20 protein-coding genes and 1 pseudogene are annotated in these 25,792 nt (G+C 71.1%); 9 read left to right on the forward strand and 12 right to left on the reverse strand.

What is annotated here, in order from left to right; all coding sequences use genetic code 11:
* Positions 1–94 precede the first annotated feature (94 nt).
* The 3 genes from ABZ490_RS39570 to ABZ490_RS39580 all read right to left on the reverse strand — a co-directional run bounded on the left by ABZ490_RS39570 (position 95) and on the right by ABZ490_RS39580 (position 3,418).
* Positions 95–1,012 (reverse strand): ABC transporter permease subunit, encoded by a 918-nt coding sequence (locus tag ABZ490_RS39570; protein ID WP_359001929.1) that lies wholly within the window; start codon positions 1,010–1,012, stop codon positions 95–97.
* Positions 1,013–1,025: 13 nt separating this feature from the next.
* Entirely contained in the window at positions 1,026–2,030 is a 1,005-nt protein-coding gene (locus tag ABZ490_RS39575) for a sugar ABC transporter permease (RefSeq protein ID WP_359001931.1), read from the reverse strand.
* 113 nt (positions 2,031–2,143) lie between these two features.
* The gene (locus ABZ490_RS39580) at positions 2,144–3,418 is read right to left on the reverse strand and encodes an extracellular solute-binding protein (protein WP_359001933.1); all 1,275 of its coding nucleotides are present in this window, start codon (positions 3,416–3,418) and stop codon (positions 2,144–2,146) included.
* A gap of 392 nt (positions 3,419–3,810) precedes the next feature.
* Between ABZ490_RS39580 and ABZ490_RS39585 the strand changes: the two genes are divergently transcribed.
* Together ABZ490_RS39585 and ABZ490_RS39590 are read left to right on the forward strand one after the other, a co-directional pair.
* Positions 3,811–4,845, forward strand: a complete 1,035-nt coding sequence (locus ABZ490_RS39585) for a LacI family DNA-binding transcriptional regulator (RefSeq protein ID WP_359001935.1) — start codon at positions 3,811–3,813, stop codon at positions 4,843–4,845.
* A gap of 143 nt (positions 4,846–4,988) precedes the next feature.
* Positions 4,989–5,849, forward strand: a complete 861-nt coding sequence (locus ABZ490_RS39590; RefSeq protein ID WP_359001937.1) for a phosphatase PAP2 family protein — start codon at positions 4,989–4,991, stop codon at positions 5,847–5,849.
* A 110-nt stretch (positions 5,850–5,959) separates the two neighbouring features.
* Here ABZ490_RS39590 and ABZ490_RS39595 read toward each other — a convergent pair.
* A pseudogene (locus ABZ490_RS39595) lies at positions 5,960–6,184 on the reverse strand (amidohydrolase); the annotation flags it as partial.
* 265 nt (positions 6,185–6,449) lie between these two features.
* On the opposite strand from ABZ490_RS39595, the gene ABZ490_RS39600 reads away from it, so the two are divergent.
* Positions 6,450–6,665: a hypothetical protein gene (locus tag ABZ490_RS39600; RefSeq protein WP_359001939.1), complete on the forward strand. Its 216-nt coding sequence runs from the start codon at positions 6,450–6,452 to the stop codon at positions 6,663–6,665.
* A gap of 66 nt (positions 6,666–6,731) precedes the next feature.
* On the opposite strand, the gene ABZ490_RS39605 is transcribed toward ABZ490_RS39600, so the two are convergent.
* Complete coding sequence (locus tag ABZ490_RS39605) at positions 6,732–9,737, reverse strand: bifunctional [glutamine synthetase] adenylyltransferase/[glutamine synthetase]-adenylyl-L-tyrosine phosphorylase (RefSeq protein ID WP_359001941.1); 3,006 nt, start codon at positions 9,735–9,737, stop codon at positions 6,732–6,734.
* A 204-nt stretch (positions 9,738–9,941) separates the two neighbouring features.
* Between ABZ490_RS39605 and ABZ490_RS39610 the strand changes: the two genes are divergently transcribed.
* Positions 9,942–10,388, forward strand: a complete 447-nt coding sequence (locus ABZ490_RS39610; RefSeq protein ID WP_359001943.1) for a VOC family protein — start codon at positions 9,942–9,944, stop codon at positions 10,386–10,388.
* 36 nt (positions 10,389–10,424) lie between these two features.
* Here ABZ490_RS39610 and ABZ490_RS39615 read toward each other — a convergent pair whose 3' ends face one another.
* A complete protein-coding gene (locus ABZ490_RS39615) occupies positions 10,425–11,507 on the reverse strand; it encodes a S8 family peptidase (RefSeq protein ID WP_359001945.1) in 1,083 nt (360 codons plus the stop codon).
* Between the two features lie 96 nt (positions 11,508–11,603).
* Positions 11,604–12,965: a type I glutamate--ammonia ligase gene (glnA, locus tag ABZ490_RS39620; RefSeq protein ID WP_359001947.1), complete on the reverse strand. Its 1,362-nt coding sequence runs from the start codon at positions 12,963–12,965 to the stop codon at positions 11,604–11,606.
* Between the two features lie 317 nt (positions 12,966–13,282).
* Between glnA and ABZ490_RS39625 the strand changes: the two genes are divergently transcribed.
* The gene (locus tag ABZ490_RS39625) at positions 13,283–14,470 is read left to right on the forward strand and encodes a globin domain-containing protein (RefSeq protein WP_359001949.1); all 1,188 of its coding nucleotides are present in this window, start codon (positions 13,283–13,285) and stop codon (positions 14,468–14,470) included.
* 28 nt (positions 14,471–14,498) lie between these two features.
* Here the strand turns inward: ABZ490_RS39625 and ABZ490_RS39630 are convergent, their stop codons facing one another.
* Positions 14,499–14,939 (reverse strand): Rrf2 family transcriptional regulator, encoded by a 441-nt coding sequence (locus tag ABZ490_RS39630; RefSeq protein ID WP_359001951.1) that lies wholly within the window; start codon positions 14,937–14,939, stop codon positions 14,499–14,501.
* A 159-nt stretch (positions 14,940–15,098) separates the two neighbouring features.
* On the opposite strand from ABZ490_RS39630, the gene ABZ490_RS39635 reads away from it, so the two are divergent.
* From ABZ490_RS39635 to ABZ490_RS39650, 4 genes are all read left to right on the forward strand, one after another.
* Positions 15,099–15,767, forward strand: coding sequence for a DUF3105 domain-containing protein (locus tag ABZ490_RS39635; protein WP_359001953.1), 669 nt, complete (start codon positions 15,099–15,101; stop codon positions 15,765–15,767).
* Entirely contained in the window at positions 15,764–16,387 is a 624-nt protein-coding gene (locus ABZ490_RS39640; protein WP_359001955.1) for a DUF305 domain-containing protein, read from the forward strand. Before ABZ490_RS39635 ends, ABZ490_RS39640 begins: the two co-directional genes overlap by 4 nt.
* Before the next feature lie 196 nt (positions 16,388–16,583).
* Positions 16,584–18,524, forward strand: coding sequence for a S53 family peptidase (locus ABZ490_RS39645; protein ID WP_359001957.1), 1,941 nt, complete (start codon positions 16,584–16,586; stop codon positions 18,522–18,524).
* A 111-nt stretch (positions 18,525–18,635) separates the two neighbouring features.
* A complete protein-coding gene (locus ABZ490_RS39650) occupies positions 18,636–20,666 on the forward strand; it encodes an NAD(+) synthase (protein ID WP_359002006.1) in 2,031 nt (676 codons plus the stop codon).
* A gap of 125 nt (positions 20,667–20,791) precedes the next feature.
* Here ABZ490_RS39650 and ABZ490_RS39655 read toward each other — a convergent pair whose 3' ends face one another.
* The 4 genes from ABZ490_RS39655 to ABZ490_RS39670 form a co-directional block, all read right to left on the reverse strand.
* The gene (locus tag ABZ490_RS39655) at positions 20,792–22,012 is read right to left on the reverse strand and encodes an MFS transporter (protein WP_359001959.1); all 1,221 of its coding nucleotides are present in this window, start codon (positions 22,010–22,012) and stop codon (positions 20,792–20,794) included.
* An 88-nt stretch (positions 22,013–22,100) separates the two neighbouring features.
* On the reverse strand, positions 22,101–23,150 hold the full coding sequence (locus tag ABZ490_RS39660; RefSeq protein ID WP_359001961.1) for an endonuclease/exonuclease/phosphatase family protein: 1,050 nt from the start codon (positions 23,148–23,150) through the stop codon (positions 22,101–22,103).
* Between the two features lie 194 nt (positions 23,151–23,344).
* Positions 23,345–23,971: a TetR/AcrR family transcriptional regulator gene (locus ABZ490_RS39665; RefSeq protein ID WP_359001963.1), complete on the reverse strand. Its 627-nt coding sequence runs from the start codon at positions 23,969–23,971 to the stop codon at positions 23,345–23,347.
* A gap of 60 nt (positions 23,972–24,031) precedes the next feature.
* Positions 24,032–25,624: an MFS transporter gene (locus ABZ490_RS39670; protein ID WP_359001965.1), complete on the reverse strand. Its 1,593-nt coding sequence runs from the start codon at positions 25,622–25,624 to the stop codon at positions 24,032–24,034.
* Positions 25,625–25,792 lie beyond the last annotated feature (168 nt).

Below are 25,792 nucleotides of genomic sequence, written 5' to 3' on the forward strand. Positions count from 1 at the left end.
CGGGGCTCTATCAATGTGCGGCTCCGCCGCGTGGGCGCGAGCAACCACGACGGAGCCGCAGACGAACGACGGCCCCTCGCGGCTCAACCGGCGGTCAGCCCTTGGTGCCGCCGGCCGTGAGCCCGGTCACCAGGTTCTTCTGCACGAGGTAGAAGAACGCGGCGGCGGGCAGGGCGATCAGCACCGCGGTCGCGGCCATGAGGTTGCGCTGGGCGTCGTGCTCGCTGACGAAGGACTGGAGGCCGACGGCCAGGGTGTACTTGTCGTCGCTGAGCATGAACGTCGAGGCGAAGGCGACCTCGCTGAAGGCGGTGAGGAAGTTGTAGAACGCGGCCACCGCGAGGCCGGGCTTGGCCAACGGCAGGATCAGCCGGAAGAAGGTGCCGAACGGGGTGAGCCCGTCGACGCGTCCCGCCTCGTCGATCTCGAAGGGGATGGTGTCGAAGTACCCCTTGAGCAGCCACGCGCTGTACGGGATGACCGTCGTGCAGTAGACGAGGACCAGGCCGAAGTAGTTGTCGATGAGCTTGAGGTCCGAGAGGATCTGGTACATCGGGACCATCAGGACGGCGACCGGGAACATCTGGGTCACCAGCAGCACCCACATGAACTTCTTGTAGCCCGGGAAGCGCATCCGGGAGACGGCGTAGCCGGTGGTGGCGGCGATGAGCACGCCGATGGCCGTGGTGCCGAGGGTGACGATGAGCGAGCTCTTCAGCCAGTCGAAGAACTCGGTGTGTTCGAGGACGAACGTGTAGTTGGCGAACGTCATCTTGTCCCAGATGCCGCCCGGGTGGAGGTAGTCGTCCTTGTCCGGGCCGAGGGACAGATAGACCAGCCAGAGGATCGGGAACAGCGCGATCAGGCTCGCGACGGTCAGGACGCCGTGGGAGGCGAGGGAGCCGGCGAGGCCCGTCTCGCCGCGGCGGCGGACCCGGCGCGGTGCCGTCGGTGCCTTCACGGGGTGCTCCTCGCTCGCGGGGGCGGAGGTCTGCGCGGTGGTCGTGCTCATGAGAACTCCTGCCTCAGATCGCGAGCTGCTGCTCGTTGCGGTTGAGCCAGCGGCGGTAGAAGGAGGTGAAGACGATCAGGATCGCCAGCAGCAGGATGCCGTAGGCGGCGGACTGGGCGAAGTCGCGCGGCTGCTGTCCGAAGCCGAGGTAGTAGGCCCAGGTGACGAGGATCTGCGCGTCGGGGGCGGTGTTGCCGAACAGCAGGAAGATCACGGCGAACTGGTTGAAGGTCCAGATGATGCCGAGCAGGACGACGGTGGAGCTGACGGTCCGCAGGCCGGGGACGGTGACGTACCGGAACCGCTGCCAGGCGCTGGCGCCGTCCATCTCGGCCGCCTCGTAGAGGGAGGCGTCGATCGACTGGAGGCCGCCGAGCAGGGAGACCATCATGAACGGCACACCGCACCAGGTGTTGACCATGATCGCGGCGAACCGCTGCCAGAAGGTGTCCTCCAGCCAGGAGGGCGACGGCAGGTGCAGGGCGTCGAGGGCGGAGTTGATGATGCCGCCGTCGGCGAGCATGAAGCGCCAGCCGAAGACCGTGACGAAGGTGGGCACCGCCCAGGGCAGCACCAGGATCAGCCGGTACAGGGTGCGGCCGCGCAGCTTCTGGTTGAGCAGCAGGGCGAGGCCGAGGCCGACGGTGTAGTGCAGGGTGACGCAGAGGGCCGTCCAGACGATCGTCCAGACGAAGTGCGACCAGAAGCGGTCGTACGCCGTGGGGCCCCAGAGGATGTCGGCGTAGTTGTCGAGGCCGATGAACTTGTAGGTGGCGTCGATGTGGTTGACGCCGATCGTGCGCGCGGTGTTGAGGCTGTTGGCGTCGGTGAGGGTGAGGTAGAGGCCGTACACCAGGGGGTACAGCACGAGGACGCCGAGGACGACCGCCACCGGGGCGATCATGACGTAGGCGTACCAGTGCTTGTGGTAGCCCCGCTTCAGGCGCCCGCCCAGGCCGGGCCCTGGCTCACGGTCACCGCGGCGCTTGCCGGTCGCGCGGTCGATGGCGACTGTCATGGTTCGACACCTTCTGGGTCTTCGAGCGGGTCTTCAAGGGGTGTACGGCTCACAGGCCGGTGGCCGCCGGATCCCTCCCCCGTGTCACGAGGGATCCGGCGGCCACGCGGGGCTCACTTGCTGAAGTCCGGCACCAGCTTGGCGATGGCGGTCTCGGCGGTGCTCAGACCCTGGTCGAGGGTCTCCTTGCCGCCCGCGATCTTGGGCAGTTCGGTGTCGAGCGGACCCCACAGGGAGCTGTACTCCGGCAGCGCGGGGCGCGGCTGGGCGGCGGCGAGGACCGCGCCGTAGCCGGCGATGCCCGGGTCCGCCTTGACCGCGGCGGTGTAGGCGTCGTCGCGCGTCGGCAGGGTGGAGTTCTTCAGCGCGATCGTCGACTGGGACTTCGCCGAGGTCATGAAGTTGACGAACTTCAGCGCGGCGGCCTGGTGGGCCTTGTCCGAGCCGGCGTAGACCGAGAGGTTGTGGCCGCCGGTCGGGGCGCCCGCCTTGCCGGTGGAGCCGGCCGGGACGGTGGCGATGCCCAGGTTGGCCTTGTCCTTGAAGGCGGTGCCCTTGTAGAAGTTGGTGATCTCCCATGGGCCCTGGATGATCGCGGCGACCTTGCCGTTGACGAACGCGTCCTGGATGTGGGCGTAGGCGTCGGCGGTGGTGTCGGCCTTGTGCAGGCCCTTGCCGTCGAACAGGCTCAGCCAGGTGCCGTACGCCTTCTTCGCGGCGTCGGAGTTCACCGTGATCTTCTTGGCGGCGACGTCGACGGTGTCGGTGCCCTCGCCGTAGAGGAAGCTCTGGGCGTAGTAGGCCTGGGTGGAGCCCCAGTAGCCGTCGACGCCGGTCTTGGTCTTGACGGTGGCGGCGGCCTTCTTGAGGTCGTCCCAGGTCTTGGGGGCCTCGGTGATGCCGGCCTTCTCGAACAGCGCCTTGTTGTAGACGAGCGCGAGGGTGTCGGTGACGAACGGCACGCCGTAGATCTTGCCGTCGTACTTGGCCTGCTCGATCAGGTTGGACTTGAACTTGGCCTGGTCGGTGAGCGCCTCGGTGCCGTCCAGCGGCAGGAAGTAGCTCTTCTTGGCGAAGGCGGGGGTCCAGCCGACCTCGGAGCGCAGGATGTCCGGGGCGCCGGACGCGCCGGCGGCGGTGTCGAACTTGTTCTGCGCCTGGTCGAACGGCACGTTGACGTACTTGACCTTGATGTTCTTGTTGGCGGCCTCGAACTCCTTGACCAAGGCCTGGTACGTCGGCGCCTCATTGGTGGCGTTGGAGGTGTCCCACCAGGTGATGGTGACCGGCCCGCTCGAGTTGTCGCTGCCGCTGTCGTCTCCGCCGCAGGCCGTCGCCGCGAGGGCGAGGGACGCCACCAGCGCGGTGGCCGCTATGCCACGCCGCATGAGTTCTCCTTGAGGGTGAAAGCCCGTGTAGCTACAGGGGGCGGTCCCGTCCACCGTCCCTGCCGACTGGCCGACTGCGCCGTTGCCGCCGCCGGGCGTGGCCGAACGTAACAGCGTTGTAAGCGGCGCGAAAGTCCTTGCAGCAAAAATTTGCAAGCGGGCTCGGAAGTTATCCGGACGTGACCGGACGGCGACCGCCGTGAGACGCTTGTTTATGCCCGTCGAGCACGTGGGGCGGTCTGTGCAAGACTCTGCAAGCTCTTGCCATCCACTTTCATGAAGGACCACGAGGGAGCGCGATGACGCAGCAGCCCGGACGAGGCAGGCCAACGGGTCGGCCGCGGCGTCCGATTGGTGTGCAAGGCGACACCTGGCCGGTACAGTCCACGTCTGTGACCACACGGCTTGCCGACATCGCTGCGCAGGCGGGGGTGAGCGAAGCGACCGTCAGCCGCGTCCTCAACGGCAAGCCTGGCGTCGCCGCCACCACCCGCCAGTCCGTGCTCGCCGCACTGGACGTCCTGGGCTACGAACGCCCGGTCCGGCTGCGCCAGCGCAGCGCGGGCCTCGTCGGCCTCATCACACCGGAGCTGGAGAACCCGATATTCCCGGCCCTGGCCCAGGTCATCGGGCAGGCGCTGACCCGCCAGGGCTACACCCCCGTGCTGGCCACCCAGACCCCGGGCGGCTCCACGGAGGACGAGCTGACCGAGATGCTGGTGGACCGCGGGGTCGCCGGCATCATCTACGTCTCGGGGCTGCACGCGGACACCACGGCCGACATGCAGCGCTACGAGCAGCTGCGCGCGCAGGGCGTCCCCTTCGTCCTGGTCGACGGGTTCTCCCCGAAGGTCCAGGCGCCGTTCATCTCCCCCGACGACCGGGCGGCGATGACCCTCGCGGTCACCCATCTCGCCTCCCTCGGCCACACCCGGATCGGGCTCGCCCTCGGCCCCAAGCGGTTCGTGCCCGTGCAGCGCAAGATCGAGGGGTTCGTCCGCACCATGCAGGACCAGCTGGGGCTGGGCGCCGAGCAGATCGAGGCGGAGCTGGTGCAGCACTCCCTGTACACCCTGGAGGGCGGGCAGGCCGCGACGACGGCCCTGATCGACCGGGGCTGTACGGCGATCGTCTGCGCCAGCGACATGATGGCGCTCGGCGCGATAAGGGCGGCCCGGCAGCGGGGGCTCGCGGTCCCCCAGGACATCTCGGTGGTCGGCTTCGACGACTCCCCGCTGATCGCCTTCACCGATCCGCCGCTCACCACGATCCGCAAGCCGGTCCCCGCGATGGGCCAGGCCGCGGTGCGCACGCTGCTGGAGGAGATCGGCGGGACGCCCGCGCCGCACAGCGAGTTCGTGTTCATGCCGGAACTGGTGGTGCGCGGCTCGACCGCTTCGGCCCCCGGGGAACGGAATCGTCCTTAGCTCGTCCCCAGGGTGGAGAAAAAGGGGCTTTCCTCCCCTGCGCCGGTAGGAGACGATGGAGTGCGTCCGCCGTAGAACATGCGGCGGCAACCCGACCGGAGGATGATCGGGCCAAGAGGGCTTTTCTGGCAGACTTTGTGTCCATGGGTGACTCGACCGTGACGCCGTTGGAAGGCCGTGAGCAGGCCGTTCCACAGGCCGTCGCGGCCGGGGCCCGAGAGCGCCGATTCGCCCGGCTGCGCTCCCCGCGCCGGCCCCGCCTCTGGTTCGAGATCCTGCTCATCGCGGTGAGCTACTGGACGTACTCACTGATCCGCAACGCGGTGCCCGAGCAGCGCTCCGAGGCGCTGCGCAACGCGGACTGGATCTGGCGTATGGAGCACCATCTGGGGCTCGCCTTCGAGCACTCGGTCAACCACACCGTGAACTCGGTGACGTGGCTGATCGTGGGCATGAACTACTACTACGCCACGCTGCACTTCATCATCACGCTGACGGTCCTGATCTGGCTCTACCGCAGTCACCCGGGCCGCTACGCCGCGACCCGGCTGGTCCTCTTCGCCACCACCGCGGTCGCCCTGGTCGGCTACTACTTCTATCCGCTGGCGCCGCCGCGGCTGATGACCGGCGGCCACTTCGTCGACACCGTCATGGTCCACCGGACCTGGGGTTCGATGGCCTCGGGCGATCTGAAGAACATGTCGAACCAGTACGCCGCGATGCCGTCCATGCACATCGGCTGGTCCCTGTGGTGCGGCCTGACGATCTTCGCGCTGGCCAAACTGCCCTGGGTACGGATCCTGGGCCTCCTCTACCCGGCGGCGACCCTGATCGTCATCGTCGCCACCGCCAACCACTTCTGGCTGGACGCGGTGGGCGGCATCATCTGCCTCGCCTTCGGCTTCACGGTGGCGGGCCTGTGGTACGGCGCCCTGCCGTACTCCCTGCCGAGGCTGGTACCGGCCCGCGGCCGGGGCGGGGCACTCCTGCCCACCAAGGCCTAGGTGTATTGATCACGAGCGTCGTCGACACTGGCGGGTCGTTCCGCCGCGACGGCGGTCGGCCACCGCGGCTGTGCCCGGCAGTGCCGGACCGGCCTCCGCCACCCGCAGGGTCACCCCCGGTGGACGGCATGGCCTCCGGTGACGGTCGGGCGTACCGGGGACTCAGCCGCCTCCAGGCCCGTGAGGCCCGCGCGGGACGACGCCGCGCCGCGCGGTGCGCGGGCCGTCCCGAGGACGGGGCGTACGTCGTAGCCGGTGATGGGCCAGTCCGAGCCGAGGGCGACGGTGGCGCCCGCGTCACGCAGATCCCGCAGCCGCCAGGCGTGCCCGGCCCGCCAGGCGTGCCCGGCCCGCCCGGCGGGCTCGGTCGGCTCGGCGGGCTCGGCGGGCTCGGCGGGCTCGGTCGGCTCGGTCGGCTCGGTCGGCTCGGTCGGCTCGGTCGGCTCGGTCGGCTCGGTCGGCTCGGCGGGCTCGGTCGGCCCGGCCGGCTCGGTCGGCTCGGCAAGTGTGGCTGGCTGGCAGGGTTGGGTCGGCGCGGCTGAGCAGTACGAGCGGGCGGTGACCCTGCTGCGGGACGCGGGCTCCGCCCCGGCGGCCGTGATGCCGCTGATCATCGCGCTGGAGAACCTGGTGCTGGGCTCGGCCCCGGACCTGGCGGGGGTCCCCGAGGGCCGCGCGGACCGGGCGTTCGAGGTGGGCCCGGAGGCCCTCCTGAACCACGCCCGCACCCTCCTCGACCGGCCGCCGGGAGGCGCGGGGCACAACTCGAGGGCCGCGCGGACCGGGCGTTCGGGGTGGGCCTGGAGGCCCTCCTGAAGCACGCCCGCACCCTCCTCGGCGCGGGGCGCGACGGCGACGGGTGACCAGTCGGCCCACTCGCCGTCACGCCCCGTAGAACAGCTGCTCCACCACTCCCCGGGCCCGTCGGGCCGTGCGGCGGTAGCCGTCCAGCAGTTCCCCCACGCGGCCCGGGCCGTACCCCAAGTAACGTCCCACGGCGGTGAGCTCGCGGCTCTCCGAGGGGAAGGTGTCGCCGGCCCGGCCCCGGACCAGCATCACCGCGTTGCGCACCCGGGTGGCCAGCACCCATGCCTCGTCCAGGGTCTCCGCATCCTCCGCCGGGATGAGCCCCGCCGCGCACGCGGCGGCGAGGGCCTCCCGGGTGCGCGTGGTCCGCAGCCCCGGCTCCGCCCACCCGTGCCGCATCTGGAGCAGCTGCACGGTCCACTCCACGTCGGACAGCCCGCCCGGCCCGAGCTTGGTGTGCAGCTTGGGGTCGGCGCCGCGCGGCAGCCGCTCCGACTCCATCCGGGCCTTCAGCCGCCGGATCTCCCGTACGGCGTCCTCCCCGAGCCCCTCCGCCGGATACCGCAGCGGATCGATCAGCTCGATGAACCGCCGTCCCAGCTCCTCGTCGCCCGCGACGGGTTCGGCCCGCAGCAGCGCCTGCGACTCCCACACCAGCGACCAGCGCCGGTAGTAGGCCTCGTACGACTTCAGCGTCCGCACCAGCGGCCCGGACTTCCCCTCGGGGCGCAGATCGGCGTCGATCAGCAGCGGCGGATCGGCGCTCGGGACCTGGAGCAGCCGGCGCATCTCGGCGACCACGCGGTTCGCGGCCTCGGAGGCCTCCCGTTCGTCGCTGCCCTCCCGCGGCTCGTGCACGAACAGCACGTCCGCGTCCGATCCGTAGCCGAGCTCGTGGCCCCCGAAACGGCCCATGCCGATCACGGCGAACCGCGTCGGCAGCGTGTCCCCCCAGCCCTCGCGCACGACGGCTCGCAGGGTCCCCGCGAGGGTGGCCGCCGTCAGATCGGACACGGCGGCGCCGACCCGGTCCACCAGCGCCCCCTGGTCGGGCTCGGCGGGCTGGGTCTCGGTGCCGTAGGAACTGACGATGTCCCCGGCCGCCGTACGGAACAGTTCGCGCCGGCGCACCCCGCGGGCCGCGGTGACCGCCTGCTCGGCGTTCTCCGCGCGTCCCACCGTGGCCAGGGTCTCCTGCTCCAGCGGGGCCCGCCCGCGCGGCTGGAGCCCGCCCCCGTCCCCGTCCCCGTCGCCGAGCAGGGCGACGGCCTCCGGGGCCCGCAGCAGCAGGTCCGGGGCGAGGCGTCCGGCCGACAGCACCCGGGCGAGGTTCTCGGCGGCGGCCCCCTCGTCCCGCAACAGCCGGAGATACCAGGGGGTCTTGCCCAACGCGTCCGACACCTTGCGGAAGTTGAGCAGTCCGGCGTCCGGGTCGGCGGAGTCGGCGAACCACGCGAGCAGCACGGGGAGCAGGGTGCGCTGGATGGCGGCCTTGCGGCTGACGCCGGAGGCGAGCGCCTCCAGATGCCTGAGCGCCGCGGCGGGATCCGCGTACCCGAGGGCGACCAGCCGCTCGCGTGCCGCCTCCAGGCTCAACCGGGCTTCTCCGGTGGCGAGTTGGGCGACGGCGTCGAGCAGGGGCCGGTAGAAGATCTTCTCGTGGAGGCGCCGGACCACGGCCGCGTGCCGCTTCCACTCCCGGTTCAGCTCCACCACCGGATCGGCCCGCAGGCCGAGCGAGCGTCCGAGGCGCCGCTGATCGTCCTCGCCCTCGGGGACGAGATGGGTCCGGCGCAGCCGGTACAGCTGGATGCGGTGCTCCATGGACCGCAGGAACCGGTAGGCGTCGTCGAGCTGGACGGCGTCGGCGCGCCCCACGTACCCGCCCGCGGCCAGCGCCTGGAGGGCGTCCAGGGTGGTCCCGCTGCGCAGCGAGGCGTCGGACCGCCCGTGCACCAGCTGGAGCAGCTGGACGGCGAACTCGACGTCCCGCAGCCCGCCGGGCCCGAGCTTCAGCTCGCGCTCGACCTCGGCGGCCGGGATGTTCTGGACCACCCGCCGCCGCATCTTCTGCACGTCGACGACGAAGTTCTCCCGCTCGGCGGCCTTCCACACCAGCGGCTCGACGGCGGTGATGTACGCGGTGCCCAGGTCCAGGTCGCCCGCCACCGGCCGGGCCTTGAGCAGCGCCTGGAACTCCCAGGTCTTGGCCCATCGCTGGTAGTAGGCGAGGTGGCTGCTGAGCGTCCGCACCAGCGGCCCGTTGCGCCCCTCGGGCCGCAGATTGGCGTCGACGGGCCAGATCGACCCCTCCACGGTGGTCTCGGAGCAGATCCGCATCATGTGCGAGGCCAGCTTGGTGGCGGCCCGCAGGGCCTTGCCCTCGTCGGCCCCTTCGACGGCCTCGCCGACGAAGATGACGTCGACGTCGGAGACGTAGTTCAGCTCGTGGCCGCCGCACTTGCCCATGGCGATGACGGCGAGCCGGCACAGCGCGGCGTCCTGCGGGGCGGCCGCCATCGCGATCCGGAGCGCCGCGCGCAGGGTGGCGGTGGCGAGGTCGGCGAGTTCGGCGGCGGTCTCGGCGACATCGGTCGTCCCGCAGACGTCCCGGGCGGCGATCGACAGCAGACAGCGCCGGTAGGCGACCCGCAGCGACACGGGGTCGTCCGCCGGTGCGAGGCCCCGCTCGAACTCCTCCACCCCGGGGTGCAGGTCCCGGGGCTCATAGGTGAGCAGCGCCTCCCAGTCCAGCGGGTGCCGGGCCAGATGCTCGGCGAGCGCGGCGGACGCCCCCAGCACCCCCAGCAGCCGGTCCCGCAGGGGCTTGGCCGCTATCAGCGTGTCGAGCAGTCCGCGCCGGGCCGTGTGGTCGGACTGCGCCTCCAGCAGCCCGACGAGACCGCGCAGCGCGAGATCCGGGTCGGCGACCGCGCCCAGCGCCTCCAGCAGGATGGGATCGCTGCGCACCGGAGCCAGCTCGGGCCCGTCCAGCAGCCGTTCGGCGGCGGAGGGATCGGTGAACCCGTGCCGCAGCAGCCGTGTGAAGGTACTGCTCCTGCGCCCCGGCGCCGCCGTCATCCCCGGCCTCCTCGACTCCACTGACTCCGCTGACTCCGATCAAGGTCGTACGCACTTGAGCGTAACCGGAGAGGTGCGGGGAAGCGCCGGGGCGAGGACGGGTGAGTTCCGGATGAACGGTGGCGTCCGCACGACAGGTGGCGCCGCGGACGGTTTTCGGCTTCGGTGAGGGGGAGCCGTTGCCGAGGCCTGGGAGGACCGGGGATGCAGTACACGCTCGAAGTGGTCCCGCTGCCCGTGAGCGACATCGACCGGGCCCGTGACTTCTACCGCGACAAGGTCGGGTTCCATGTGGACATCGACCAGGAGGTCATGCCCGGCATGCGGATCGTGCAGCTGACGCCACCGGGCTCGGGCTGCTCGATCGCGCTGGGTGACAGCATCTGGGAGGCGGTGCGGGGCCCGCGCCCCGCACCCGGCTCCTACCAGGGCCTCCAGCTGTGCGTGGCCGACATCGACGCCGCCCGCGCGGAACTGCTGGAGCGGGGCCTGGAGGTCTCCGAGCCGGTCCGCTACACCCCCGACGACGGCGCGACCTTCCTGTACTTCAGCGATCCGGACGGCAACGGCTGGGCGATCCAGGAGTACCGCCGGCGCGCCGCCGAACCCCTGCACCAGGTGCTGGCGGACCTGGCCCGCCGCACCTCGTGACCCGGACCTCGTGACCCGCGCCCCGCGCCCCGCTGCTCAGATGCCGCCGGTGTTGAGCAGCCGGTTCGGCGTGTCGGAGCGGACGCCGTGGACGACACCGCGGGTGGCCGTGCGGTCGAGCCAGACGTGGACCTGGTCGGCCGTCGCGTGGGGGTGGGCCGACAGGTAGAGCGCGATCACGCCGGTCGCGTGCGGCGCGGCCCAGGACGTCGCGCCGCCGGTCTCCGTGTACGTGCCGCCACCGGCGAGCGCGGAGGTCACCTTCTGGCCGGGCGCGTACAGGTCCACGCACCGCCCGTAGCCCGATCCGTAGGAGCCGCTGTCGTTCCACACCCGGTCGGTGGAGGTGGAGGCCGCCACGACGATGGTGCCGGGGACGCCGGCCGGGGAGTGCTTGCAGGCGTCGTCGTGGAAGTTGCCGGCCGACACCACCGTCGGGATCCCCGCGGCGATCATCTTCTTCACGGCGGTCTCCAGGGCCGCCGAGCGGTGGTCGAGGTTGAGCGACATGTTCACCACGGCGGGCTTCTGGGCGTGCGCGGTGACCCACTTGACCGACTTCACCAGGGCCGCCTCGGCCGCCGCCGCCGAGCCGCCGCCGTCGCTCTCGCACAGGACGCCCTGGACCCGTACCAGGTCGGCCTTGGGCGCCACGCCGTACTTGGCGCCGCCGATGATGCCCGCGACGAACGTGCCGTGCCCGGTCCCCGCCTCGCTGAAGCAGTCGCCGGAGTCCTTCGGGCCCACGAAGTCGGCGCCGAGGTGGGCCCGTCCGCCGAACTCCTTGTGGCCGATGTCCATCCCGGTGTCGATCACGTAGACGTGCACACCCTTGCCGGTGGCGGTGGTGGTGAGCTTCCCGTTCAGCGGCCGCGACCGCTGGTCCAGGATGTCGAGGTTCCACGGCACGTTCCGGGTGAGGCGCGCCGCGGCGGCCGGCGCGGCCAGCTTCTCCAGCCCGCCGTCGGACGAGGCCGCGGATCCGGACGCCACCGCGGAGCCGGACGCCACCCCGCCCCCGGAACCGGCCGCCCCGGCCTCCCCCGCACAGGCCGAGGCCCCGAGCACCGTCACCATGGCCACCGCGATGAGCCCGGCCTTCGTCACGTTCCGCGTCACGACGTCCCCCACTTGCCCGTTTCGTACACAGTCAGCGCACAAGACGAGCACGGGGGGCGAGCGGTTCCGGCCAGACGGGCGGGTTTCCCGCCACGCCTACAGCACCGGCAGGTTCTTCCGCAGCTCGAACGCGGTGACCTCCGAGCGGTACTCGTACCATTCCTGCTTCTTGTTGCGCAGGAAGAAGTCGAAGACGTGCTCGCCGAGGGTGTCGGCGACCAGGTCGCTGCGCTCCATCAGGGCGAGGGCCTCGCCGAGGTTCTGCGGGAGGGGCTCGATGCCCATCGCGCGGCGCTCGGCGTCGGAGAGGGCCCAGACGTCGTCCTCGGCGCCCGGCGGGAGCTCGTAGCCCTCCTCGACGCCCTTGAGGCCGGCGGCGAGCAGCATGGCGTACGCCAGGTAGGGGTTGGCGCCGGAGTCGAGGGAGCGGACCTCGATGCGGGCGGAGCCGGTCTTGCCGGGCTTGTACATCGGGACGCGGACCAGGGCCGAGCGGTTGTTGTGGCCCCAGCAGATGTACGACGGGGCCTCGCCGCCGGCGCCGGCGGTGCGCTCGGAGCCGCCCCAGATGCGCTTGTAGGAGTTGACCCACTGGTTGGTGACGGCGGCGATCTCGGCGGCGTGCTTGAGCAGACCGGCGATGAAGGAGCGGCCGACCTTGGAGAGCTGGTACTCGGAACCGGACTCGTAGAACGCGTTCCGGTCGCCCTCGAACAGCGAGAGGTGGGTGTGCATACCGCTGCCGGGGTGCTCGGAGAACGGCTTCGGCATGAAGGTCGCCTGGACGCCCTGCTCCAGCGCCACCTGCTTCATGACCAGGCGGAACGTCATGATGTTGTCGGCGGTGGAGAGCGCGTCGGCGTACCGCAGGTCGATCTCCTGCTGGCCGGGGGCGCCCTCGTGGTGGGAGAACTCGACCGAGATGCCCATCGACTCCAGCATGGTGATGGCCTGGCGGCGGAAGTCCATGCCGATGTTCTGCGGGGTGTGGTCGAAGTAGCCGGAGTTGTCGGCGGGCGTCGGCCGGGAGCCGTCCAGCGGGCGGTCCTTCAGCAGGAAGAACTCGATCTCCGGGTGGGTGTAGAAGGTGAAGCCCAGGTCGGAGGCGCGGGCGAGGGCGCGCTTGAGGACATAGCGCGGGTCGGCGAAGGAGGGGGAGCCGTCCGGCATGAGGATGTCGCAGAACATCCGGGCGGTGCCGGGGGCCTCGGCGCGCCAGGGCAGGATCTGGAAGGTGGACGGGTCCGGCTTGGCGATCATGTCGGACTCGTAGACCCGGGCGAAGCCCTCGATCGCGGAGCCGTCGAAGCCGATCCCCTCGTCGAAAGCCTGCTCGAGCTCGGCCGGGGCCACGGCGACGGACTTCAGGAAGCCCAGCACGTCCGTGAACCACAGGCGTACGAACCGGATGTCGCGCTCCTCGAGCGTCCGGAGCACGAACTCCTGCTGCTTGTCCATCTTCCGCTTCCCCATCCTTGCTGGTCAGGCCGCCTGTCTCCCCGTCCCACGGGAGGCGGTCGGGCACCTGCGCATCACACCACAACAGCATTTCATGCGCGTTGCGGACCTTGATCGCACCGGCGTCCTCGGCCTGAACGGCTCTCGTACGCCAGATGTACTGCTCTCCCGCCCATCTTGCCTGTTCGCACCGGTATCCGTAATGGCCGGATCGGCTCCCGGGTGACGGAGACCACGGGCTTTAAATTTGAATCTGAGATGCAACTTTTAATAGCGTCGAGGTACCGAGCCGTTCGGTCGAGCCCCAAGGAGCCCCGATGCTGTCCGAGCCGTCCGCCGCCACCGTCCGCGCCACCCTCCCCGCCGTCGGCGCGGCGATCGGCGAGATCACCGAGCGTTTCTACGCCCGCCTCTTCGCCGCCCACCCCGCACTGCTGCGCGACCTCTTCAACCGCGGCAACCAGGCCGCCGGCACCCAGCGGCAGGCCCTCGCCGGCTCCATCGCCGCGTTCGCCACGCACCTGCTGGACCACCCCGACAGCCGCCCCGACGCGATGCTGAGCCGGATCGCCCACAAGCACGCCTCGCTGGGCGTGCGGCCGGAGCAGTACGCGGTGGTCCACGAGCACCTCTTCGCCGCGATCGTCGAGGTGCTCGGCGAGGCCGTCACCCCCGAGGTCGCGGCGGCCTGGGACGAGGTCTACTGGCTGATGGCGAACGCGCTCGTCGCCGTCGAGAAGCGACTGTACGAGGAGAGCGGCGAGGCGGGGCTGCGGCCCTGGGAGGTCGTCGAGCGGATCGTGGAGACCGACGACGTGGTGACCTTCCGGGTGCGGCCGGCCGACGGCGGCGAGGTGCGCGGCTTCCGGGCCGGGCAGTACGTCTCCGTGGGCGTCGCGCTCCCCGACGGCGCCCGGCAGATCCGCCAGTACAGCCTCTCGGGGGCGCCGGACGAGTCGGTCCGCCAGTTCAGCGTCAAGCGGGTGCACGGCGACGGTACGACGCCCGACGGCGAGGTCTCGAACCACCTGCACGCGCGCGTGCGCGAGGGGGACGTCATCGAACTGTCGGAGCCGTACGGCGACCTGGTCCTCGACGGGGCCGGCGGCACGCCCCTGCTGCTGGCCTCGGCCGGTATCGGCGTGACCCCGATGGTCGCGATGCTGGCGGACCTGGCGCAGCGCGGCCACCGGGCCCCGGTCACCGTCGTCCACGCCGACCGCACCCCCGCGACCCACGCCCTGCGCGCCGACCACGAGGCCTACGCGGGGAAGCTCCCGGAGGCGTCCGTGCACCTCTGGTACGAGCGCGAGGCCCCGGAGGGGGCCGCGGAGGGCCTGGTCGACCTCACGGACGTCACCGTCCCGGCCGGCACGCGCGCGTACCTGTGCGGGCCGCTCCCCTTCATGCGGGCGGTGCGCGCCCAGCTGATCGGGAAGGGCGTCGCCCCCGCCGACATCCACTACGAGGTCTTCGGCCCCGACCTGTGGCTGGCGGCGGCCTGAGCCCGAGAGCCCCCTTCGCAGCCGGGCCCTAGCCGGACACCGGTCCCGGGATGCCCAGCAGCAGCGGCCCCGTCGGTTCCGCCACGATGTCCGTCACCGTGAGGGGGTCGAGGGAGGCGTAGAAGGCCTCCTGGGCCCGGCGCAGGGCGCCGCGCAGGCGGCAGGCCGAGTTCAGGGGGCAGGGGGTCGAGCCCTCGCAGTCGACGACGTCGCCGTCGCCCTCGAAGGTGCGGACGATTCCGCCCACGGACGCCGTACGGCCCTTCCCGGTCAGGGCGAGGCCGCCGCCCCGGCCCCGGCGGGCCTCCAGCAGCCCCAGGTGCTGGAGTTCGGCGACGACCTTGGCCGCGTGGGTGTAGGGGACCGCCATCGCCGCCGCCACCTCGCGGGTCGTCGGGGTGTTCTCGCCCGCGACCGCGAGGCGCATCAGCACCCGCAGGGCCAGGTCGGTGGATCGCAGCAGCCGCATGGAAGAAGCGTAGATAATACGCATCTCGGCTTCAAATTATGGAGTGGCCGGGCGGGTGCCTACGCCTTCCCGTGTCCTCCCCCTTACGATCAGTGGACTCGCTGGACACCACCCGCACCACCCGCCGTCCCGCCCCTTTCCCCCAGAAGGACAGGTCTCATGGGCTCCGCCGACCAGACCGGCAGCACCGCGCGCAAGGCGCGCATAGAAGAGATGCGGCGGGCCCAGCAGGCCCGTGAGCGGCGCAACCGGATCCTCGTGATCGGCGGCAGCGTGGTCGCGGTCGCCGCGCTCGTCGTGGGCGGGGTGTTCGTCGTGCGGTCGCAGTCCGACGACGACTCCTCCTCCACCGCCTCCGACTCCAAGGCCTCGGGGCACTGGGTCACCGGCTCGGACGGGGTGAAGACCTGGAAGGGCACGCTGGGGCGCACCCATGTCGCCAAGACCGTGACGTACCCGATGGAGCCCCCGGTCGGCGGCGACCACGACCCGGTCTGGCTGAACTGCAACGGCAACGTCTACACCGAGGCCGTGAACAACATGAACGCCGTGCACGCGCTGGAGCACGGCGCGGTCTGGGTGACGTACACCGGCAAGGCGGAGAAGGCCGACGTCGACGCGCTCGCCGCGAAGGTGAAGAAGACGCCGTACACGTTCATGAGCCCGGACGACAAGCAGGCCGACCCGATCATGCTCAGCGCCTGGGGCAAGCAGCGCACGGTGACCGGCGCGGACGACCCGGCCGTCGACAAGTTCTTCGAGGAGTTCGTCCAGGGCGAGCAGACGCCCGAGCCGGGCGCCTCCTGCACGGGCGGGACGATGAAGTGAGGAAGTCCGCGGGCTGGATCGCCTCGGCCGCGGCGGCGGTGCTCGTCGCGGCCGGCGCCATCACCTACGCCGTGGCCGCGGACGACGGCGGGACCGGGAGCTCGGTCCCCGCCGCCAAGTCCGCCGACGCCGGGTTCGCCCGGGACATGGCGGTCCATCACCAGCAGGCCGTCGAGATGGCGTACATCGTGCGCGACCGGACGACGGACGTGGAGGTGCGGCGGCTCGCCTACGACATCGCCCAGACGCAGGCCAACCAGCGCGGGATGCTGCTCGGCTGGCTCGATCTGTGGGGGCTGCCGAAGGTGTCCTCCGACGCGCCCATGACCTGGATGGGGATGGGTGACATGGCCGACGGCGAGGACGGCGCGCTCATGCCCGGCATGGCGACGGACACCGAGCTGAAGAAGCTGGGCACGCTGAACGGCAAGCAGGCCGAGGTGTTCTTCCTCCAGCTGATGACCGCTCACCACAAGGGCGGCATCCACATGGCCGAGGGGTGCGTCGCCAAGTGCACGGTCGGCGTGGAGAAGCGGCTCGCGCAGGGCATGGTCGACGCGCAGGAGTCCGAAATCGCGCTGATGGCGGACATGTTGAAGGCCCGCGGGGCGAAGGCGTAGGCCACGGCGTGGGCCAGGGCCTGGGCCACCCATAGGGTTTTCCCTCGACTTCACGGACTTGTCCGTCAAATCCCCCCAGCAAGCGGTCACTTGGCCGCTTCTTGGTGTTCGCATTCCCCTTGCATGAAGGGTTCGTCGCAAGAGTGGCGGTCACGTCGAGTGATCCACTCGCGTCGAACCACATACAGGGGGTCCTATGAGATCCAACCGTGCCGCGCTGCGCGCCGGGGTGAGCATGGCGGCGACACTGCCCATGATCGCCGGCGCCCTGGCGCTCGGCATACCCGCGGCCCACGCCGCGGACGCCCCGGCCCGTGACACGCTGGCCGGGACCAAGCCCGCGTGGGCGACGGCCAAGGCGGACAAGGGCTCGACCTCGAACAGCGCCCAGCTGAACGCCCGCGTCTACCTCGCCGGCCGGAACGCGGACGGCCTCGCCGCCTACGCCAAGGCGGTGTCCGACCCGAGCTCCCCCGCCTACGGCAAGTACCTCTCCGCCAAGCAGGCCGCGGCCCGCTTCGGGGCGACCACGGCCCAGGTGGCCGCGGTCAAGGCCTGGCTGACGGCGGCCGGTCTGAAGGTCACCGGCACCACGGAGCACTACGTCTCCGTCAGCGGTGACGTGGCCGCCGCCGAGAAGGCGTTCGGCACCCAGCTGCACAACTACACCAAGGGCTCGAAGACCTACCGCGCGCCCTCGAAGTCGGCCTCCGCGCCCGCGGGCCTCGACGGTGCCGTGCTGACCGTCACCGGCCTGGACAACGCGCCGCACAAGGCGAGCAGCAAGGACCAGCTCCCGCCGCCGGACGCGGTGTTCAAGAACTCCGGGCCGTTCTCCTCGTACTTCGGCTCGAACATCGCGAGCACCCTCCCGGACGCGTACGGCACGAAGATCCCGTACGCCGTCCAGGGCTACACCGGCAAGCAGCTGCGCTCCGCCTACGGCGCGGGCGGCTACACCGGCAAGGGCGTGCGCATCGCCATCACCGACGCGTACGCCTCGCCGACGATCGCCTTCGACGCGGCGACCTACGCGAAGAAGCACGGCGACGCGGCCTGGAAGACGGGCCAGCTGACGCAGGTCCTGCCGAAGAACTACACCAAGACCGAGGAGTGCTCGGCGGCCGGCTGGTACGGCGAGGAGACCCTCGACGTCGAGGCCGTGCACGCGGTCGCGCCGGCCGCGAACGTCACGTACGTGGGCGCCGCGTCCTGCTACGACGACGACCTGCTCGACTCGCTCAGCAAGATCGTCGACAACCACCTGGCCGACATCGTCTCCAACTCCTGGGGCGACATCGAGGCCAACCAGACGCCGGACCTGGCGGCCGCCTACGACCAGGTCTTCCAGTTCGGCGCGGTCGAGGGCATCGGCTTCTACTTCTCCTCCGGCGACAACGGCGACGAGGTCGCCAACACCGGTACGAAGCAGGTCGACACCCCCGCCAACTCGGCCTGGGTGACGGCGGTCGGCGGTACCTCGCTGGCGGTCGGCAAGGGCGACAAGTACCTGTGGGAGACCGGCTGGGGCACCGAGAAGGCCGCCCTGTCCGACGACGGCAAGAGCTGGACGAACTTCCCCGGCGCGTTCACCTCGGGCGCGGGCGGCGGCACCAGCAAGAACGTCGCCGAGCCGTACTACCAGAAGGGCGTCGTCCCGAACGCGCTGGCCACCGCCAACAACGCGGCCGGCAACCGGGTCGTCCCCGACATCTCCGCGATCGCCGACCCCAACACCGGCTTCAAGGTCGGCCAGACGCAGACCTTCCCGGACGGGTCCGCGCAGTACAGCGAGTACCGCATCGGCGGCACCTCGCTCGCCGCGCCGGTCATCGCGGCCGTCCAGGCCCTGGCCCAGGAGGCGCACGGCGGCAAGGCGATCGGCTTCGCCAACCCGTCGATCTACTCCAAGTACGGCTCACGGGTCTACCACGACGTCACCGACGACCCGACGGGCTCCGGCCTCGCGGTCGCCCGTGTCGACTTCGCCAACGGCTCCGACGCCGCCGACGGCCTGCTGACCTCCGTCCGCAGCCTCGGCAAGGACAGCTCGCTGACCGCGGTGAAGGGTTACGACGACGTCACCGGCGTGGGCACGCCCGCGAACGGCTACGTCGACTCGTACCGCAAGCACTGAGGCGCCGATGGGGTGGGGTGAGGGGACGTCCCCTCACCCCACCCCATCGCGTCGCTCTGACGATTACGGCGATCACCAGCGATTACACTGAGGCGCGTGCCTCCGTCTCCGTTGAACTTCTGGTCGATCTATCAGCACGGCTTCGCCCGCGTCGCCGCATGTACGGGCCACACGGTCATCGCGGACCCGCCGGTCAACGCCGAGGCGGTACTGCGCCACGCGCGCCGGTGCGCCGAGGAGGGCGTGGCCGTCGCCGTCTTCCCGGAGATGGGCCTGTGCGGCTACTCCATCGAGGACCTGCTGCTCCAGGACGCGCTGCTCGACGAGGTCGAGAAGGCCCTCCGGGACGTGGTGACCGGCTCGGCGGACCTGCTGCCGGTGCTGGTCGTCGGCGCCCCGCTGCGCCACCGCAACCGGATCTACAACTGCGCGGTGATCGTGCACCGCGGCCGGATCCTCGGGGTCGTGCCGAAGTCGTACCCGCCGAACTACCGGGAGTTCTACGAGCGCCGGCAGATCGCGGACGGCGCCGACGAGCGCGGCGGCTCGATCCGGGTCGGCGGCGCGAGCGTGCCGTTCGGCGTGGACCTGCTGTTCGCCGCGGACGACGTCCCCGGTCTCACGCTGTTCGCGGAGATCTGCGAGGACATGTGGGTGCCGGTGCCGCCCAGCGCGGAGGCGGCGCTCGCCGGTGCGACGCTCCTGGTGAACCTCTCCGGCAGCCCCATCACGGTCGGGCGGGCCGAGGACCGCAAGCTGCTGTGCCGCTCGGCGTCCTCCCGCTGCCTCGCCGCGTACGTCTACGCGGCGGCCGGCCTCGGCGAGTCGACGACCGACCTGTCCTGGGACGGGCAGGCCATGGTCTACGAGAACGGCGTGCTGCTCGCGGAGACCGAACGCTTCCCGCTCGGCGACGAGTACGCGGTGGCCGACGTGGACCTCGACCTGCTGCGGCAGGAGCGGCAGCGGATGGGCACCTTCGACGACAACCGCCGTACGCACCGCGCACGGACCGCCGACTTCCGGACGGTCTCCTTCGAGCTCGACCCGCCCCTCACCGACCTGGGCCTGCGCCGCCGTCTGGAGCGCTTCCCGTTCGTGCCGGCCGACGCCGACCGGCTCGCCCTGGACTGCTTCGAGGCGTACAACATCCAGGTCGAGGGCCTCCAGCAGCGGCTGGCCGCGATCGGCGGCCCGAAGGTGGTCATCGGGGTGTCCGGCGGCCTGGACTCCACGCACGCGCTGATCGTCGCCGCCCGCGCGATGGACCGCGCGGGCCGGCCGCGCAGCGACATCCTGGCCTGGACCCTGCCCGGCTTCGCCACCAGCGACCACACCAAGGACAACGCGCACAAGCTGATGAACTCCCTCGGCGTCACCGCGGCCGAGCTGGACATCACGCCCACCGCGCGGCTGATGCTGCGCGAGATGGGCCACCCCTTCGGCTCCGGCGAGCCGGTGTACGACGTCACCTTCGAGAACGTCCAGGCGGGCCTGCGCACCGACTACCTCTTCCGGCTGGCCAACCAGCGCGGCGGCATCGTGCTCGGCACCGGCGACCTCTCCGAACTCGCCCTCGGCTGGTCCACGTACGGCGTGGGCGACCAGATGAGCCACTACAACGTCAACTCGGGTGTGCCGAAGACGCTGATGCAGCATCTGATCCGCTGGGTCATCAGCAGCGGGCAGTTCGGCGAGGAGACCGGCGGGACGCTCGCCGCGATCCTCGACACCGAGATCAGCCCGGAGCTGGTCCCGGGCGAGGAGATGCAGTCGACCGAGTCGAAGATCGGCCCGTACGCGCTGCACGACTTCACGCTCTTCCACGTCCTGCGGTACGGCTTCCGCCCCTCGAAGATCGCCTTCCTCGCCTGGCACGCCTGGCACGACCGGGAGTCCGGCGCCTGGCCGCCCGGCTTCCCCGAGGCCAAGCGGGTGGCGTACGACCTGCCCGAGATCCGGCAGTGGCTGGAGGTCTTCTGCCGCCGCTTCTTCGCCTTCGCCCAGTTCAAACGCTCGGCGATGCCCAACGGGCCGAAGGTGTCGGCGGGGGGTTCGCTGTCACCGCGGGGCGACTGGCGAGCACCTTCGGACAGCTCGGCGCGGGCTTGGCTGCGGGATCTGGAGCGGTTCGACGACTAGCTCTTCGAGCAGGGCGGTGCGCCGTACCGGGCCGTGCCGTCGGACGGCTGCGGGTCGTGGGGGCCGGTCGCGCAGTTCCCCGCGCCCCTGGGGGGACGGGCTTCGCCCTTCCCCCCATCGCCGTGTCAGTGGTGCACCGCCGCCTCCGCAGGTGCCGGGCGGTGGGTCGCCACGATGCGTTCGTGTCCTCGGGCGGAGGCGCGGCCGCGGTCCACCCCGTACGCCACCCCCGCCACGCCCAGTCCCAGGACCGCCAGGGCGGCGCCCGCGAGGGCCGGGGACGTGACGCCGAGGCCCGCTGCCAGGGTCAGGCCGCCGATCCAGGCGCCGCCCGCGTTGGCGAGGTTGAAGGCGGCCTGGTTGGCGGAGGAGGCCAGGGAGGGGGCCGTGGAGGCCTTCTCCATGACCATGAGGTTCAAGGGGGTTCCCGCGACGAAGGCCGCGATGCCGAGGAGGACCACCGCCAGGGCGCCGGTCCACTGGGTGCGCATCAGCAGCGGGAAGAGCGCGAGGACGGCGGCGAGGGAGGCCAGGCCGCCGAAGAGGGTGCGGCGCATCGCGTGGTCCGCGAGGCGGCCGCCGAGCAGGTTGCCGATCGTCGCGCCCACGCCGAACAGGGCGAGGAGGAGGGTGACGCTGCCGTCGGCGTAGCCGGCCGCGTCGGTCAGCATCGGCGTGATGTAGCTGTAGGCCGAGAACAGGGCTCCGAAGCCCGCCACCGTCGTGCCGAGGGCCAGCCAGACCGGGAGGGACTTCAGGGCCGCCAGCTCGCCGCGCAGGCCGGTGGCGGGGGCCCCGCCCGTGTCGCGGGGGATCAGGACCGCGAGGGAGGCCACGGCCGCCAGGCCGATCACGCCGACGCCGAGGAAGGTGGCCCGCCAGCCCAGGTGCTGGCCCATGAGGGTGGCGGCGGGGACGCCGGCGATGTTGGCGACGGTCAGGCCGAGGAACATCAGCGACACCGAGCGCGCCTTGCGCTCCGGCGCGACCAGACCGGTGGCGACGACCGCGCCGACGCCGAAGAAGGCGCCGTGCGGCAGGCCGCTGAGGAAGCGGGCGGCGAGGAGCGAGTCGTAGCCGGGGGCGAGCGCCGAGAGGGTGTTGCCCACGATGAACAGGGCCATCAGGGACATCAGCAGGGTGCGGCGGCGCATCCGGGCGGTCACGGCGGCGAGCAGGGGCGCGCCGATGACGACGCCGAGGGCGTAGGCGGAGACGAGGTGGCCGGCGGTGGGGAGCGCGATGTGGAGGTCGGCCGCCACGTCGGGCAGCAGGCCCATCATCACGAACTCCGTGGTGCCGATGCCGAAGGCACCTACGGCGAGGGCGAGCAGCGCCAGAGGCATGGGGAGGCGTCGCCTTTCAGGTCGGGGAGGGATTCCATCGTATGTTCAACGACGGAACAAACTCTCCCCGGCCCGGTATTCCGGCGGGTTACGAGCCGGTCAACTTCACGCGTGCGGCGATCGGCAGATGGTCGCTGCCCGTCTGCGGGAGCGTCCAGGACGTCACCGGCTCCACGCCCCGCACCAGGATCTGGTCGATCCGCGCCATCGGGAACGACGCCGGCCAGCTGAAGCCGAAGCCGTCGCCCGCCGCGCCCTGCGTGGACCGCATCTGGGAGGTCACGGCGTTCAGCGAGCGGTCGTTCATGGTGCCGTTGAGGTCGCCGAGGAGGATCACCCGGCTCAGCGGCTCGTCGGCGATCGCCTCGCCCAGCGCGTCCGCGCTCTTGTCGCGCTGACGGGCTGTGAAGCCGGCCTGGAGCTTGACCCGGACCGAGGGGAGGTGGGCGACGTAGAAGGCGACCTTGCCCTCCGGGGTCGTCGCCGTCGCCCGCATCGCGCGTGTCCAGCCGAGCTTGATGTCGACGGGCTTGACGGCGCTCAGCGGGTACTTGCTCCACAGACCGACCGTGCCCTGCACCGAGTGGTACGTGTACGTCGCCGCCATCGCCTTCTCGTACACCGGCACCGCCGAGGCGGTCAGCTCCTCCAGCGCCACCACGTCCGCGCCGGACGCGGCGACGTCCCGGGCGGTGCCCGAGGGGTCGGGGTTGTCGGCGTTGACGTTGTGGGTGGCGACGGTGAGGTCGCCGCCACCGCCGGTCTTGTCGCTGAGGAGCCCGCCGAAGAGGTTCAGCCAGACGACGGCCGGGAGGACCAGCGCGATCAGCGCGCTGGCCGACCTGCGGACCAGGGCGAGGAGTACGAACACCGGGATGAACAGCCCGAACCACGGCAGGAACGTCTCCGTGAGGCTGCCGAGGTTGCCGAAGCGGTTGGGGATGCGCGAGTGCAGCAGCATCACCAGGGAGAGGAGCAGGGCGAGGGCGGCGACCACCAGGCCGCGGCGCCAGACGCGTGGGTCACCGCGCCAGCCCGAGGCCAGACGTCCGATCAGGCGCCGGAGCCGGTCTCCCCGGCGCTCGGGTCCCGAGCCGCCGTCGTCGTCCGTCTCCGTCATGTACGCCTGCTGCGCCATACCGTCGCCTCACTGCCTGCCGTGCACACCGTCTCTCCCCCGGGCATAGACCCTAGGGGATGATCGGCTTCGATCCTGCCGTCCCTCGACGGCCGTACTGGTCCGAGGACGAACGGGGCCGCGCCGGGGGTTCCTGAGCCGCGGTGCGCGGACCGGTCTGTGACGGAACGCGCACATTGCGACGGCCGAGCCGGTCAGCTGACGGGGCGTAGTCCGGCGAGCAGGGTGTCGACGATCCGTTCGGCCAGATCCTCGGGGAGGTCGGCCTCGGGGCGCAGGACGGCACGGACCAGCATCGGGCCGACGACGATGTCGTTCACCAGTTCCACGTCCAGGTCGGCGCGGAGTTCGCCGTTCTGCTGGCCGCGGCGCAGGACCTCGATGCCCGCCCTGCGCCGGGGAAGTATGACCGAGTTGTGGTAGGCCGCCCAGATCTTCGGGCTGCTCTTCATCTGGGCGTGCACGTTGTGCAGGATCGCCGAGGAGCGGTTGGCGAGGCCCCGTTGACGCAGGGACTCCAGCAGGACGATGAGGTCGTCCCGCATGGAGGTGCCCGGCAGCTCTTCGGGGTCCTGGGGTTCGGCGCTGCGCAGGACGTCGACGAAGAGTTCCTCCTTGCCGCTCCAGCGCCGGTAGATGGTGGCCTTGCCGACACCCGCCGTGCGGGCGATGCGCTCTATGGAGATCTCGGCGAGGGGCACGCCGTCCTCCAGGAGCTTCATCGTCCCCTCGAGAATGGCCCGTTCCACGGCCTCGCTGCGGGGCCGGCCCCTGGCGGGCTGGTCCGGAGCGGTGCCACTGCCGACGAGGCTCACGTCCATCGTTCCTTTCGTCTCCTGGGGGGAATTCTCGCCCACGGGCTCTCCCCCTCACGACGGTGGCTAGGACTCCGTGCGCACCAACTCCTCCTCGGGGGCGCCCTGCTGGGGCGCCTGCGGCTTCGGGGGCAGGAACAGCGCCACCACGATCGCCCCGGCCAGTGCCACCACGGCACCGCACAGCGCGGTGATGTGCATGGCGTGCAGGAAGGCGTCGTTCGCCGGCCCGACCAGGCCCTCGCCGCGGGCGCCGAGCTTCGCGGCGACGCCCAGGGTGGCCTCGATGGACTCGCCCGCGGTCTCGCGCAGACCGGCCGGCAGGGTGCCGAGCTTGTCCTCGATGCCGGTGCGGTACGCCGTGGAGAGCACCGAGCCGAGGACGGCGATGCCGAGGGCGCCGCCGAGCTGGCGGAAGGTGTTGCTGAGGGCGGAGGCGGAGCCGGCCTTCTCACGGGGCAGGGCCTGCATGATGACGACGCTGGTCGGGGTCATCACATGGGCCATGCCGGTGCCCATGCAGAAGAAGACGATCTCCAGCAGCCAGATCGGGGTGTCGGCGTCCAGGGTGGCGAACGCGGCCAGGGTCGCGGTGAGCACGAGCATGGCGCCCGTGGTGGTGGCCCGGACCCCGAAGCGGTCGACGACCAGCCGGGCGCGCGGCGCGAAGATCAGCTGGGCGGCGGCGAGCGGCAGCAGGAGCAGACCGGACTGCAGCGGCGAGTAGCCGCGCACGCTCTGGGTGTAGAAGACCGAGAAGAAGGTCACGCCCATCAGCGCGAAGAACACCAGGGTGATGACGGCCATCGCGGCCGAGAACACCTTGTTCTTGAAGTAGGTGACGTCTATCGACGGGTGGTCGCTGCGCGCCTCGAACACGACGAACGCGGCGAGTACGGCGAGACCGGCGCCGATCGTCGCCAGCACGGTGACGTCGGTGAAGTCGGCCAGCTCGCCGCCCTTGATGATGCCGTAGACGAGCAGGACGAGGCCGACGACGGACAGGACGACGCCGACGGGGTCGATCCGGCCGGGGTTGGGGTCGCGGGAGTCGGGCACCAGCCAGAGCATCAGTGCGAACGCGAGGATCACGATCGGCACGTTGATGAGGAAGACCGAGCCCCACCAGAAGTGGTCGAGGAGGAGGCCTCCGGTGATCGGCCCTATCGCGATGGCGAGGCCCACGCCGCCGGCCCAGATGCCGATCGCCTTGGGCTGCTCGTCCCGCTCGAAGACGTTCATGAGGACGGCGAGGGTGGCCGGCATCACGAAGGCGGCGCCGACGGCCATCAGCGCGCGGAAGGCGATGAGCTGCGCCGGCGAGCCGGACTCGGCGGCGAGCGCGGAGCCGATGCCGAACACGGCGAGCCCGCCGAGCAGGACCTTCTTGCGGCCGATGCGGTCGCCGAGGAGACCGGCGGTGAAGAGCAGACCCGCGAAGACCAGGGTGTAGGCGTTTATGGCCCACTCCAGCTCGCTCTGCGTGGCGCCGAGCCCGGTCGGGGCCGGGGTGGAGATGGTCTTGATCGCGACGTTCAGGATCGAGTTGTCCAGCACCACGATCAGCAGGCTCAGCATCAGCACGCCGAGGATCGCCCAACGGCGCCGGTGCACCTGTTCCGGTATCCGGGGCGCGGTGGGGACGGCAGGAGTAGTCATGCCGTAGAGCGTAGAACCTTTTCGATACGAGACCGTCTCGTATCTGATCGACACGCGATTCTCTTACTCAGCTTTTACTTCGGCCCCCGCGTTCTCGGCCCGACGAGTCGTTGGCCACACGGGGCGGTCTGGCCCTGCCTGGCACGAGGTGCCACCATGGGGGTGGTC

Origin of the sequence: Streptomyces sp. NPDC005811, from assembly GCF_040630405.1 — a bacterium.
Classification (GTDB): domain Bacteria; phylum Actinomycetota; class Actinomycetes; order Streptomycetales; family Streptomycetaceae; genus Streptomyces.